Source organism: Staphylococcus pasteuri (genome assembly GCF_003970495.1).
GTDB classification, from domain to species: Bacteria; Bacillota; Bacilli; order Staphylococcales; family Staphylococcaceae; genus Staphylococcus; species Staphylococcus pasteuri.
The window spans coordinates 1-13,567 of record NZ_RXWW01000073.1 but is presented as its reverse complement, the minus strand read 5'-3'; the positions used below and the strand labels follow the sequence as shown (position 1 = coordinate 13,567).

Annotated in this window: 11 protein-coding genes; 8 read left to right on the top strand and 3 right to left on the bottom strand. The window is 30.6% G+C overall.

Features of this window, described 5'->3' with window-relative positions:
• The first annotated feature begins 4 nt into the window (after positions 1–4).
• From CD121_RS10255 to fabI, 5 genes are all read left to right on the top strand, one after another.
• Positions 5–814, top strand: a complete 810-nt coding sequence (locus CD121_RS10255) for an NAD kinase (RefSeq protein ID WP_070452261.1) — start codon at positions 5–7, stop codon at positions 812–814.
• Positions 811–1,665 carry an RluA family pseudouridine synthase gene (locus tag CD121_RS10250; RefSeq protein WP_126568167.1) on the top strand — a complete coding sequence of 285 codons (855 nt, stop codon included), beginning with the start codon at positions 811–813 and terminating at the stop codon, positions 1,663–1,665. Before CD121_RS10255 ends, CD121_RS10250 begins: the two co-directional genes overlap by 4 nt.
• A 41-nt stretch (positions 1,666–1,706) precedes the next feature.
• Positions 1,707–3,080 (top strand): magnesium transporter, encoded by a 1,374-nt coding sequence (gene mgtE / locus CD121_RS10245; protein ID WP_371106437.1) that lies wholly within the window; start codon positions 1,707–1,709, stop codon positions 3,078–3,080.
• 10 nt (positions 3,081–3,090) lie between these two features.
• On the top strand, positions 3,091–4,935 hold the full coding sequence (locus CD121_RS10240) for a monovalent cation:proton antiporter family protein (RefSeq protein ID WP_017637384.1): 1,845 nt from the start codon (positions 3,091–3,093) through the stop codon (positions 4,933–4,935).
• 212 nt (positions 4,936–5,147) lie between these two features.
• Positions 5,148–5,918, top strand: a complete 771-nt coding sequence (gene fabI / locus CD121_RS10235) for an enoyl-ACP reductase FabI (protein ID WP_126568165.1) — start codon at positions 5,148–5,150, stop codon at positions 5,916–5,918.
• A 193-nt stretch (positions 5,919–6,111) separates the two neighbouring features.
• Here fabI and cozEa read toward each other — a convergent pair whose 3' ends face one another.
• On the bottom strand, positions 6,112–7,197 hold the full coding sequence (gene cozEa, locus CD121_RS10230) for a lipoteichoic acid biosynthesis protein CozEa (RefSeq protein WP_017637382.1): 1,086 nt from the start codon (positions 7,195–7,197) through the stop codon (positions 6,112–6,114).
• A 209-nt stretch (positions 7,198–7,406) separates the two neighbouring features.
• Between cozEa and CD121_RS10225 the strand changes: the two genes are divergently transcribed.
• The 3 genes from CD121_RS10225 to CD121_RS10215 all read left to right on the top strand — a co-directional run bounded on the left by CD121_RS10225 (position 7,407) and on the right by CD121_RS10215 (position 10,614).
• Positions 7,407–8,972, top strand: a complete 1,566-nt coding sequence (locus tag CD121_RS10225; RefSeq protein WP_126568162.1) for an alanine/glycine:cation symporter family protein — start codon at positions 7,407–7,409, stop codon at positions 8,970–8,972.
• Positions 8,973–9,153: 181 nt separating this feature from the next.
• Entirely contained in the window at positions 9,154–9,900 is a 747-nt protein-coding gene (locus CD121_RS10220) for an esterase family protein (protein WP_119623018.1), read from the top strand.
• A gap of 204 nt (positions 9,901–10,104) precedes the next feature.
• The gene (locus CD121_RS10215) at positions 10,105–10,614 is read left to right on the top strand and encodes a YjcG family protein (RefSeq protein ID WP_017637379.1); all 510 of its coding nucleotides are present in this window, start codon (positions 10,105–10,107) and stop codon (positions 10,612–10,614) included.
• Between the two features lie 105 nt (positions 10,615–10,719).
• On the opposite strand, the gene ltaA is transcribed toward CD121_RS10215, so the two are convergent.
• Positions 10,720–11,907, bottom strand: a complete 1,188-nt coding sequence (gene ltaA, locus CD121_RS10210; protein ID WP_126568160.1) for a lipoteichoic acid biosynthesis MFS flippase LtaA — start codon at positions 11,905–11,907, stop codon at positions 10,720–10,722.
• Entirely contained in the window at positions 11,885–13,060 is a 1,176-nt protein-coding gene (locus CD121_RS10205; RefSeq protein WP_017637377.1) for a diglucosyl diacylglycerol synthase, read from the bottom strand. Before CD121_RS10205 ends, ltaA begins: the two co-directional genes overlap by 23 nt.
• Between the last annotated feature and the right edge of the window lie 507 nt (positions 13,061–13,567).

Here is a 13,567-nt window from a genome sequence, read left to right as displayed (position 1 = left end):
AAAGATGCGTTATACAATCCTAACTAAAGGTGATTCAAAATCCAATGCGTTAAAGCATAAAATGATTAGCCATATGAAAGATTTTCAAATGGTTGAAGATAAAGAAAATCCAGAAATAGTCATATCAGTTGGTGGCGATGGTACTTTACTTCAAGCCTTTCATCAGTATAGTCATATGTTATCGAAAGTAGCATTTGTCGGTGTTCATACTGGCCATTTAGGATTTTATGCTGATTGGTTACCTCATGAAGTCGAAAAATTGATTATTGAAATTAACAATTCAGAATTTCAAGTCATTGAATATCCATTATTAGAAATCATAGTCCGATATAATAATAATGGTTATGAAACAAGGTACTTAGCTTTGAATGAAGCAACCATGAAAACTGAAAATGGATCAACATTAGTTGTGGATGTTAATATTCGTGGAAAACATTTTGAGCGTTTTAGAGGTGATGGTTTGTGTATATCTACACCATCAGGTTCTACAGCCTATAACAAAGCATTAGGTGGAGCGTTAATTCATCCTTCTCTTGAAGCAATGCAAATTGCTGAGATTGCGTCAATTAACAATCGCGTGTTTAGAACGGTAGGGTCACCACTTGTGTTACCTAAACATCATACTTGTCTTATTACCCCAGTGAATCATGATACGATACGTACGACTATTGACCATGTCAGCATTAAACATAAAAATGTGAATGCGATTCAATATAGAGTAGCAAATGAAAAAGTAAGGTTTGCACGCTTTAGACCATTCCCATTTTGGAAAAGGGTACACGATTCCTTTATTTCAAGTGATGATGAAATATGATATTCCGTTATACAATTACGCAAAAAGAAACGCTTAAAACATTTTTAAAACGACATGATTTTTCTAAGAAAACGATTAGCGCCATTAAAACTAATGGCGCTTTACTTGTAAATAATAAACCTGTAACAGTAAGGTTTGAACTTGATATCAATGACAAATTAGAAGTGCGTTTACCAAAGGAAGTTCCGAGCGCTAACTTAGTTCCATATTTGAAACCATTAGATATTTTATTTGAAGATGACTATATTATTATTGTCTTCAAACCTAATGGACAAAATTGTGCACCTTCTCGTGAACATCCACATGAGAGCTTAGTTGAACAAGTTTTAGGTTATTTACAAGACAAAGGTGAAAATACTAACCCACATATTGTTACACGATTAGATCGTAATACGACTGGTATTGTTTTATTTGCAAAATATGGATATATTCATTACTTATTTTCAAAAATTAATATGAATAAAAAATATATATGTTTAGCCCATGGTTTAACAAAATCAAGTGATGTGATTGAAGAGCCCATTTCAAGAACTAGTCATAGTATTATTGAAAGACAAGTATCAGAAAATGGTAAGTATGCTAAAACCATATATCAGACGATTAAACAAAAGAGTCATGTAAGTTTATGTGAAGTCCAATTATGTACTGGTCGGACTCATCAAATAAGGGTGCATTTTCAACATTTAGGTCATCCTTTAATTGGTGATACATTATACGGTGGTAAACATGATAAAATAGAGGGGCAATGTTTACAGTGTTACAAACTAACATTTGAACACCCAGTAAGTAAAAATACAATTGAAATAACAACTGATTATAAACAACTAAATCAATGGTATGACATGATATAAAAAGCATTTTGGAGGTGTTTAAATTGTCTAACGACACAGAAATGAAAGAGAAAGAATACGCTAGCGAAGATGTGTACGATAAAGACTTATTAGATCAATTATTACAAAATGAAGATATAGATGCATTTAGAGAAGAATTTTTATCAATGCATAATTACGAACAAAGTGAATACTTTGAAGACACTGATGATGAGAATAGACAAAAAATATTCCAATTCTTATCACCACAAGAAGTTGCTGATTTCTTTGATCACTTGGATATAGACGATGAGGATTACGAAGAATTATTTGAAAAAATTAATGCAAACTACGCAAGTCATATTTTAGAAGAAATGTCATACGATAATGCAGTAGACATTTTAAACGAATTAACTAAACCTAAAGTCGCTAGTTTACTTACATTAATGAATAAAGAAGATGCCAATGAAATAAAGGCATTACTACATTATGAAGAAGATACCGCCGGCGGTATTATGACAACAGAATATCTTTCATTAAAATCTACTACTCCTGTTAAAGAAGCATTAATGCATGTTAAAGAACAAGCGCCAAATGCTGAAACAATTTACGTGATTTTTGCTATCAATGAAGATGATCAATTAGTTGGGGTTTTATCTTTAAGAGATTTAATCACAGCTGAGAACGATGCTTATATTGAAGATGTGATGAGTGAACGTGTTATTAGTGTAGATGTCGCAACTGACCAAGAAGACGTTGCACAAACAATGAGAGACTATGATTTCATTGCAGTACCTGTTGTTGATTACCAAAATCATCTATTAGGTATTATTACAATTGATGATATTTTAGATGTTATGGATGAAGAGGCAAGTGAAGACTACTCTCGTTTAGCCGGTGTCTCTGATATTGATTCTACTAATGATTCAGTAATCAAAACGGCAACAAAACGTTTACCTTGGCTAATCATTTTAACGTTTTTAGGTATGATTACTGCAACAATTTTAGGTAGCTTTGAAGACACTTTAGCAAAAGTCGCTTTATTAGCAGCCTTTATACCAATTATTAGTGGGATGTCAGGTAATTCTGGTACGCAATCTTTAGCCGTATCTGTACGTAATATTTCAACTGGTGATATCGACGAACAAAGTAAATTTAAAGTTGCTTTAAGAGAAGCGGGAAGTGGCTTTTTATCAGGAATTGTTTGTTCCATCATTTTAATCATTATAATTATTGCTATTTATAGACAACCCTTATTAGCAGTCATTGTTGGTGGCAGTTTAACGTGTGCTATGACAGTTGGTACATTAGTTGGATCAATGATTCCATTATTAATGAATAAATTAAAAATTGACCCAGCAGTTGCAAGTGGTCCATTTATTACAACAATTAACGACATTGTAAGTATGTTAATTTATTTCGGCTTAGCAACATCATTTATGTCATATTTAACTTAAGGAGGAACTAATGGAGTTCTTATCACTTGTGATTGTAGTTGTAGCTGCATTCTTAACACCTATTATAATAAATAGGTTGAATATTAATTTTTTACCTGTCGTAGTTGCTGAAATATTAATGGGGATAATTATAGGTAATTCATTTTTAAACTTAGTAACCAAAGATTCTATGCTTAGTATTTTATCAACATTAGGCTTTATCTTTTTAATGTTTTTAAGTGGATTAGAAATTGATTTTAACGCCTTTAAAAAAGATTCTCGTCCTCGACAAGGTGAAAGAAAAGAAGAGAAGAAATTACCAGGTCATTTAAACCTCGCAATGACAGTATTTGCATTAATCATGATTGTTTCAATTATTTTAGCATACGCATTAAAATGGTTTGGTTTAATAGATGATGTATTATTAATGATAATTATTATATCTACTATTTCATTAGGTGTGGTAGTTCCGACATTAAAAGAAATGAATATAATGAGAACGACTATTGGACAATTTATCTTGTTAGTTGCGGTATTAGCCGATTTAGTAACAATGATATTACTAACAATTTATGGTGCGGTTAACGGTCACGGTGGTAGTACCATCTGGCTTACAGGCATTTTGGTAGTATTTACAATTATTTTCTACGTGATTGGAGTACTATTTAAACGAATGTCATTTTTACAAAAATTAATGGGTGGTACTACACAAATTGGTATACGTGCCGTATTTGCATTGATTATATTACTTGTTGCATTAGCAGAAGGTGTTGGTGCTGAATACATACTTGGTGCATTCTTAGCTGGCGTAGTTGTATCATTATTAAATCCTGATGAAGAAATGGTTGAGAAATTAGACTCATTTGGATACGGATTTTTCATTCCTATATTCTTTATTATGGTGGGTGTAGATTTAGACATTCCATCATTAGTGAAAGAACCATCCTTATTAATCATTATACCTATTTTAATTTTGGCTTTTATAGTATCTAAGCTAATTCCAGTATTTCTTATAAAACGATGGTTTGATATGAAGACGACTGTTGCTTCAGCATTCTTATTAACGTCAACGCTATCATTAGTTATTGCTGCAGCTAAAATCGCTGAACAATTAAAGACAATTTCAGCAGAAACATCAGGGTTACTTATTTTAAGTGCAGTCATTACTTGTGTCTTTGTGCCTGTTATTTTTAAAAAGCTATTCCCAGTACCTAATGAAATGAATCGTCGTATTGAGGTAAGCTTGATAGGTAAAAACCAACTGACTATTCCTATCGTACAGAATTTAACTTCCCAATTGTATGACATTTCACTTTATTATCGTAAAGATTTAAGTGATAGTCGTAAATTATCCGATGAAATTACTATGGTCGAAATCGCTGATTATGAACAAGGAATACTTGAAAGATTAGGGTTATTCGATCGTGACATCGTTGTATGTGCGACTAATGATGATGAAATCAACCGAAAAGTCGCTTTGATGGCTAAAGAACATGGCGTAGAACGAGTGATATGTAGACTTGAAAGTACAAATGAAGACTTAGAAATGAAATCGTTAGGCATAGAAATATTTAGTAATTATCTAAGTAATAAAATATTACTTAAAGGATTAATAGAAACGCCGAATATGCTTAACTTATTAAGTAATGTAGAAACATCTCTATATGAAATTCAAATGTTGAATTATAAGTATGAGAACATCCAATTACGAAATTTCCCATTCGGTGGAGATATTATTTTTGTAAGAATTGTGCGCAATAATGATTCCATTGTTCCTCATGGTGATACGCAATTACGTTATAAAGATAGACTTATTGTGACAGGTTCAAAAGAATATGTAGATGAGTTAAAACAAGAATTAGAATTCTATTATTAATAAAGGATTATGGGTCTGTAAGTATACATCATACTTACAGATCTTTTTAATTATATAAATAATATGAAATTTAATATAAGTATAGTGTGAACTATAGAGTAAATCTAAAATGCTTTATTATCAGGTACTAAAAATGTTAAAATATATTGAGTGAAAAATTTAGAAACGTTTGAAATGATTTATTATATATCTTATTAAAAGGAGTTATTTGCATGTTAAAACTTGAAAATAAAACTTATGTCATTATGGGAATTGCCAATAAACGTAGTATTGGTTTTGGCGTTGCTAAAGTACTAGATCAACTAGGTGCTAAATTAGTATTTACATATCGTAAAGATCGTAGCCGTAAAGAATTAGAAAAATTATTAGATCAACTTAATCAATCAGAACAACGTTTATATCAAATCGATGTTCAAAGTGATGAAGATGTTGTTAATGGCTTTGCTAAAATCGGTGAAGATGTAGGCGATATTGATGGCGTTTATCATTCAATTGCTTTTGCCAACATGGAAGATTTAAGAGGACGTTTCTCTGAAACATCAAGAGAAGGTTTCTTATTAGCGCAAGATATTAGTTCATATTCACTAACTATTGTTGCAAATGAAGCTAAAAAATTAATGCCTGAAGGTGGAAGCATTGTTGCTACAACTTATTTAGGTGGAGAATTTGCTGTACAAAACTATAATGTTATGGGCGTAGCTAAAGCAAGTTTAGAAGCAAATGTTAAATATTTAGCACTAGACTTAGGTGAAGATAACATCCGTGTAAATGCAATCTCAGCTGGTCCTATTCGTACTTTAAGTGCTAAAGGTGTAGGTGGATTTAACACAATTCTTAAAGAAATTGAAGAACGTGCACCATTAAAACGTAACGTTGACCAAGAAGAAGTAGGTAAAACAGCGGCTTACTTATTAAGTGATTTTTCTAGCGGTGTTACAGGTGAAAACATCCATGTTGATGGTGGATACCACGCAATTAAATAATAAAGCTAGGAATTTTAAAACGAAAGCTACAAAATAAATCAAATGACCAAGTGAGATGTCTTTACGACCCACTTGGTTTTTGTTTTATGTGATTAGTTGAAGAAGTATTGGAAAACAATAAAAAACTGTGAAGAAGGCTATAGGCATCTTCACAGCTTTTTTAGTTATAATTTTATGTTATGTGAAAGAATATCTAATCTTTAACGTTACTATTCGCTTTATCGATAATTCGTTGACGATATTTAAAGATATTGCTAATTATTGTTTTTAATACTGCATATAAAGGTACAGCGATTAATATTAGTGTAAAACCACCTAAATCTCCAGCTGCTAAAATAACCACAATGATTGTTAATGGATGCATGCTTAGTGATTTACCCATAACATTTGGTGTAATGACATTTCCTTCTAATTGTTGTGCAATTAAAGTGATAACACACACCCAAACAAAAGTCGTCGGACCATCGATAATACCTAAAATAGCTGCTGGCGTGAATGAAAGCCATGGACCTAAGAATGGTATTAAATTAGCTACACCAGCAAATAATACTAATAATGGTGTATAAGGTAATCCAATAATTGTATAACCAATATATAAGATAATACCTAAAATAACACTAACTGTTACTTGTCCTTGGATATATGACTTCAACGTGTAGTTTAAATCTTTCAATAAATCTACTACAAATACTTTACGTTCTCCTTTGAAAAATTTACCAACTGCTGGAATGAATTTTTCGTGATCTTTTAACATATAAATAAGGAAGAACGGTACCATAATCAATAAGAAGATAGTAGAAATTAATGATGTGATATATGAAAGTGAGTTTGATAAGACATCTGTTACGCCATCACCCATTGATTTAACCATATTATTAATACGGTGAGTGACATCATTTGGTAATTTATCAATTTGAGTTAGTGCGAAATTAACCAGACGCTCAGTTTCTCTTTGTAATGCTGGTGTTTGTTTAATCAAATTATTCATATTTGAAATTAAGATTGGTGCAATAAAGGCTACAACTATAGCAATTATTGCTATTAACACGACAAATATAGTTACAATACTAGCCCATCTTGGAAATCCCCATTTTTCTAATAAATTTTGAAATGGTAAACATATATAAAATAAGAAACCACTAATAATAAATGGAAGGAAAACAGATCCAATAATGGTAACAATAGGGGTAAATACTTCATGCACTTGCATAAATAGTTTGATGAGTATGAACAACATAATTAAAGCTATGCCAGTTCGGAACCAAACTTTATTTAACATATATGATAGTCCTCCTGAAATTTTTCATTTTTTGATAGTCTTATATAGTATATCTCAAAATTCAATACTACAAAAGAGCCATATCGTTTAAATAAAGCGCACAAATAGATAATAATATAATACATTTTATATAAAATTCTAAAAATATATTGATAAGTGTAAATATACATCGTATAATTTTTTTAATCTATTGATTAGGGAGGTATACGATGATTGAAAATATCGTTGCATTTTTAAATGAACTGGTTTGGAGTAAACCATTAGTATATGGATTATTATTTACGGGTATATTTTTTAGTTTAATGATGCGCTTTTTCCAAGTAAGACATTTTAAAGAAATGATTCGTTTAATGTTTCAGGGAGAAAAATCACCTAGTGGTATTTCTAGTTTTCAAGCTATAGCCATGTCATTAGCGGGGCGTGTTGGTACTGGTAATATAGTTGGTGTATCAACAGCAATCTTTATTGGAGGTCCTGGTGCAGTATTTTGGATGTGGATGAGTGCCTTTTTAGGAGCGAGTAGTGCATTTATTGAATCAACATTAGGACAGATCTTTAAACGTGAAGTTAACGGTGAATATCGTGGTGGTCCAGCATATTATATCGAATATGGTATCGGTGGTAAGTTGGGTAAGATTTACGGATTAGCATTTGCAATAGTTACGATTATATCTGCCGGATTATTATTGCCTGGTGTACAAGCAAATGCAATCGCAAGTTCTATGAATAACGCTTTCAATATACCTAATTGGGTAGTTGCTGTGATCGTCGTAATTATTTTAGCGTTAATCATTTTTGGTGGATTACGTTCAATTGCTAATGTAGCTACTGCTGTCGTACCATTTATGGCTGTAATTTATATTTTGATGGCAATCATCATTATTGTGATTAACATTCAAGCTGTTCCAGCATTATTAGCTGAAATATTCAAATCTGCTTTTGGATTACAATCAGCATTTGGTGGAATTGTAGGCGCTATGATTGAAATTGGAGTTAAAAGAGGACAGTTTTCTAATGAAGCGGGGCAAGGTACTGGACCGCATCCAGCTTCAGCTGCAGAAGTATCTCATCCAGCAAAACAAGGATTAGTTCAATCATTTTCAGTTTATGTGGATACTTTATTTGTATGTACAGCGACAGCGTTAATTATTTTGCTTTCAGGTACATATAACGTTACAGATGGTCAAAATAATGCTAATGGCACACCACATTTAATAAAAAATGGTGGTGTATTTGTAGAAAATGCAGATGGTAGTAAAGATTATTCAGGTACAGCTATGTATGTACAAGCAGGTATAGATAAAGCATTTCATGGTAGTGGTTACCATTTTGATACTCATTTTTCTGGAATAGGTTCTTATTTTGTAGCAATTGCGTTATTCTTCTTTGCTTTTACGACAATAATAGCTTATTACTATATTGCCGAAACAAATGTAGCTTATATAACTAGAAAGCAAAACAATCATACAACCAATATTGCATTTATTCTCATAAGATTAGGAATCATTATTGCAACATTATATGGTGGTATTAAAACTGCAGATGTTGCTTGGGCTTTAGGTGATTTAGGGGCAGGTCTTATGGCGTGGTTAAACATTATAGCGATATGGATACTACATAAGCCAGCTATAGAAGCATTAAAAGATTATGAAGGACAGAAGTCACGTTTAGGTTCAGGTTATCATGCATTATATAAACCTGATGCGAAAAAACTACCTAATGCTATCTTTTGGTTGAAAACCTATCCTGAAAGATTGAAAAAAGTAAGTAAATAAAACAGGATGTTATATATAACGTTAATGAATTTATTTACGGAAAATAGTTGTTTATTAAAGAATTAAAATTACAATTAACAACTGAATTTCTTAATTTATTAAAAACTTTAAAATCTACATAATTTAAAAATATAACGTCTCTTGGTACAATGTTATTAATACTACTAGGGGGCGTTTTAACATGTCTGAATTTAAACCAGGTAAAATCAATAAACATCAATTCTATAGTGATATTTTAGAAAGAGAAGTTACGATATCGATTTATTTACCTGAAGATTATACAGATTTATTTAAACATCAAGTGATTATTTGTTTTGATGGATTAGATTTTTTAAGATTTGGAAGAATTCAAAGAGAATATGAAAGATTGCGTAAAGATCAGGAAATACAACGAGCTATTATTGTAGGATTTCATTACGAGAGTGTTGAAAAACGACGTGAAGAATTTCACCCACAAGGTAGTCGATCACATTTAACTGTTAAAGCAATCGGCAAAGAGTTATTACCATTTATTGATGCTACTTTCCCAACTTACAAAGTAGGTAATGCACGATTATTAATGGGTGATAGTTTGGCTGGAAGTATAGCTTTACTTACTTCATTAACGTATCCAACTATATTTAGCCAAGTAGCTATGCTTAGTCCACAATATGACGATATCATTAAAGAGAAATTGATAGATTGTGAAACAAAAGAACAACTTTCAATTTGGCATGCTATTGGTTTAGAAGAAGAAGATTTTACCTTGCCAACCAATGGGAAACGTGCGAATTTCTTAACGCCAAACCGAGAATTAAATCAACTTATTAAACAATATCATGTGAAGTATGAGTATCAAGAATTCGATGGCGGCCATAACTGGAAATCATGGAAACCAATGTTAGGCGATATACTAAAATACTTTTTAGATGAAGAAATTCCGGACTAACTTTACGAATGAGTATAAAAATAGGTATGTTTTTTAAAGATATAATTTGAAATAATACTGTTTAAAAAATCATAATCAACTATACATCGTATAAAAATTTTGAAGAATATAGTTTAAAATAGAAAAAATATTTTTAAGTTTAAAGTAACGGTTTTCATGGAATTTTGCTATAATAGAAATAGGTTAAACAAAGGAGGAATTCAAATGATTTTAGGATTAGCGTTAATCCCATCAAAGTCATTTCAAGAAGAGGTAAATGCATATCGTAAGCGTTATGACACTCATTACGCACAAATTATGCCACATATTACTGTGAAATCTCAATTTGAAGTTAATGATGCGGATTTAGATTCAGTTAAAAAAGAAATTGAAACTCGAATTAAAGGTATCTCATCAATCGATATCCATGCGACTAAAGCATCAAGTTTCAAACCAGTAAATAATGTTATTTACTTTAAAGTTGCTAAAAACGACGAACTTGAAGAAATTTTTAATCGATTTGATACAGATGATTTTTATGGTAAGGCTGAACATCAATTTGTACCTCATTTTACAATTGCACAAGGTCTTTCAAGTCAAGAATTTGAAGATATTTATGGTCAAGTAGAATTAGCAGGGGTAGATCATAAAGAGGTAATTGATGAATTATCGTTACTTCAATATCATTCAGAAGATGACAAATGGAACGTTATCGATACATTTAAATTAAATTAATTAGATTTTGAAAACTAATAATTATTAATAGTTAAAACATAAACAAAATGGAGTGAGATAGTGGTATCTATTTTATAATAGATGTCTATCTCACTCCATTTTCTGTTATTTTGCATGTTTTCGATTTATAAAGTAATAACCGTAAAATAAGGCTAAAACTAAGAAAATAAATGCAGAAAAATAAAATGTATTATTTAAGTTATTTGTGAATTGAGTAATTAAACCGCCTAATAATGGACCAATCATAGAACCGAAACCTTGTACACTATTAAAAACGCCCCAAGTTTCTTCTTGTTCTTTAGGATTAATATGGCCTGCCATGAATGTATTCCAAGCTGGAAGTAAAATACCATACATTAATCCAATAAATAAAGCGATACCCCATACAATATAAATATTTGTGATTAAAGATAATCCAAATATCATTAATGTATATAAAATGAAACCGCCAAATATAATACTATACATAAAGCCTTTGCTGTTTTTATCTATAATTTTTGAAAGGAATAACATAGAAAAAGCACAACCTATGCCACCAATCATAATTGCTAGTGTATATTCAACAGTTGATACATGTACGATTTTAGTTGCGTATGTAGGTAATATAGGGACTAGTGCTGAAATAGCTGCACCTTGTAATAAGATGCCTGGGAATAAAATCATATGTCGTTTAGTTACATCAACAATTTGGAATAATTGTTCTTTTACAGGTTTAGTATTGTAGTTTGTGAGTCTTATATTGACAAAGTAGTATAAAACCCAAGCAATTAAAACTACTAGCGACATCATAAATACAAAATGTAGGGGATGAATTTTAATTAGAAAATTCATGACTACCCAACCTACTAATAAACCTAATAACCAAGCAAAATAAACATAGCCCATTTGTTTGCCTCGTTTATCTTCTTGAACACTTGATAACATAACCACCCATATGGGGCTAACAGCAATACCGAGCATAATTGCACTAATAATGATGATAATTGATGATGACGGAAACCAGATGACTAAGAATAAACTTAGAAATGCCATTAAAAAGCCTGATGTTAGCACTAATCTAGCACCGAATTTTTTTAATAAAAAGCCAATAACAAAATTTGTCGCAGCATCTGCAATAAAATGAATAGAAAAAGCAAGTGATGTCACTGCAACTGCAATTGATGTAACAGTAGGTAAGTAATTAATATAACTTAAAATATACATACCTCTAGCAAATTCCATTAAAAATAAAATGACTAACATAATAATAAAGTTTTTATTATTAGAATAATTATTTAACGAGGAATCTGGCATATAAAGGTACCTTTCCATATATCTCTTCAGGTTGTGAAGAGTGGCCTAATAATTCTAATAAGTCTTTACATAATTTCAAAGTAGAATATTCAATTCTAGATTCTTTCATATTAGAAGTCATTTTATTTAATAAAGTTTCATCATTTGTAATCTGCGTAACGATATCAATAGCTTCTTCTGGCGTATTAGCAATTTTACCCATATTCATTTTTTCAAAATAATGCGCATTTTCTAATTCTTGACCAGGAGCAGGATTTAAAAATACCATTGGAATACAGCGAGTATATCCTTCTGAAATAGTTATTCCGCCTGGTTTAGTAATCATTAATTGGCTTGATGCCATCCATTCATTCATATGTTTAGTAAATCCTAATATTAAAACATCAGGATTATTTTTAAATTTAGCTTGTAATGAACGTTTTAATTCTTTACTGCGTCCACAAATCATAACAACTTGTGAATGTTTACTTTTCTCTAAGATTTCATTAATCATTTGGTCAAAACCTTTTGAAACTCCAAATGCGCCTGCAGACATTAAGATAGTTGGTCTATCTGGATCTAAATGATGTTTACTCAACCACGCTCTTTGATCAATATATTCTTCAAATTTACTAGAAATAGGGATTCCAGTGACTTTAATGTTAGAGGCAGGAACGCCTACTTCCATGAAATCTTCTTTAGTTGTTTCAGTAGCAACATAATAACGTTCTGATTTTGGTGTAATCCAATTTTTTTGCATTCGATAATCAGTCATTACCGTCGCAATTGGAATATTAATATTGAATTGTTCTGTTAATACAGACATTACTGGTGTTGGGAATGTTAACAAAATTAAATCTGGTTTCTCATTAATCAGTATATTTATTAATTTATTTAGACCATAATACTTATAAAAACATTTATCTAGTTGATCAGGGCGGCTATAATAAAAGTTTTTATACATGTTTCTAAAATATTTAAAACTATTGATATACCATTTTTTACATATAGAAGTTAAAATCGGATGTGCTTCCATAAATAAGTCGTGTTGAATAACACTTAAATGGTCCAAATTCATTTCATTTAATTGGTTTACGATACTTTGAGTAACTTGCATATGACCGTTACCGAAAGAACCAGTAATAATCAATATTTTTTTATTTTGAGTAACCATTAAAAGCCACCCTCCGTTAATTTTTAAAATTTATAATAAGTGTAACGTATTTTAATACATTATAAAAGGAATATCACGATTTCCGTTAATTTCATTACCATTGACTTGAAGCAATTTTCTTGTGATTAAACTACAAGTAATACTTTATATGTAGATGTAAAATTTGTATTTATGCATTATACCATAACTATCTTAAAATAAAATTCGAAATTACTTAATAATGATGAAGTATTTTCTTCATAATTACATCAAATAAAATGTTTATCTATACTTTATGTTAGCATGATTCAATTAATAAGTATCATTAATTTCCTAAGCTAACAGTATTTTTAACCATTTTTAATGTTAGATTAATAAATGAGCTTTTAATTTACATTTAATTGTTGAAAATTTTTTGAAAGAAATGGCGATTAAAATCGTATAATCAACCAATTTACTACATATATAATAGAATAATGTTAATTTTTGTAGAGAGTATTACTATAAAAAAGTCGATAACAATGATTA

Coding starts and splice junctions, on each gene's coding strand:
- CD121_RS10240 (WP_017637384.1), top strand. CDS start 3,091: ATGGAGTTCTTATCACTTGTGATTGTAGTTGTAGCTGCATTCTTAACA.
- CD121_RS10215 (WP_017637379.1), top strand. CDS start 10,105: ATGATTTTAGGATTAGCGTTAATCCCATCAAAGTCATTTCAAGAAGAG.
- CD121_RS10250 (WP_126568167.1), top strand. CDS start 811: ATGATATTCCGTTATACAATTACGCAAAAAGAAACGCTTAAAACATTT.
- CD121_RS10205 (WP_017637377.1), bottom strand. CDS start 13,060: ATGGTTACTCAAAATAAAAAAATATTGATTATTACTGGTTCTTTCGGT.
- CD121_RS10225 (WP_126568162.1), top strand. CDS start 7,407: ATGATTGAAAATATCGTTGCATTTTTAAATGAACTGGTTTGGAGTAAA.
- fabI (WP_126568165.1), top strand. CDS start 5,148: ATGTTAAAACTTGAAAATAAAACTTATGTCATTATGGGAATTGCCAAT.
- CD121_RS10220 (WP_119623018.1), top strand. CDS start 9,154: ATGTCTGAATTTAAACCAGGTAAAATCAATAAACATCAATTCTATAGT.
- ltaA (WP_126568160.1), bottom strand. CDS start 11,907: ATGCCAGATTCCTCGTTAAATAATTATTCTAATAATAAAAACTTTATT.
- cozEa (WP_017637382.1), bottom strand. CDS start 7,197: ATGTTAAATAAAGTTTGGTTCCGAACTGGCATAGCTTTAATTATGTTG.
- mgtE (WP_371106437.1), top strand. CDS start 1,707: ATGAAAGAGAAAGAATACGCTAGCGAAGATGTGTACGATAAAGACTTA.
- CD121_RS10255 (WP_070452261.1), top strand. CDS start 5: ATGCGTTATACAATCCTAACTAAAGGTGATTCAAAATCCAATGCGTTA.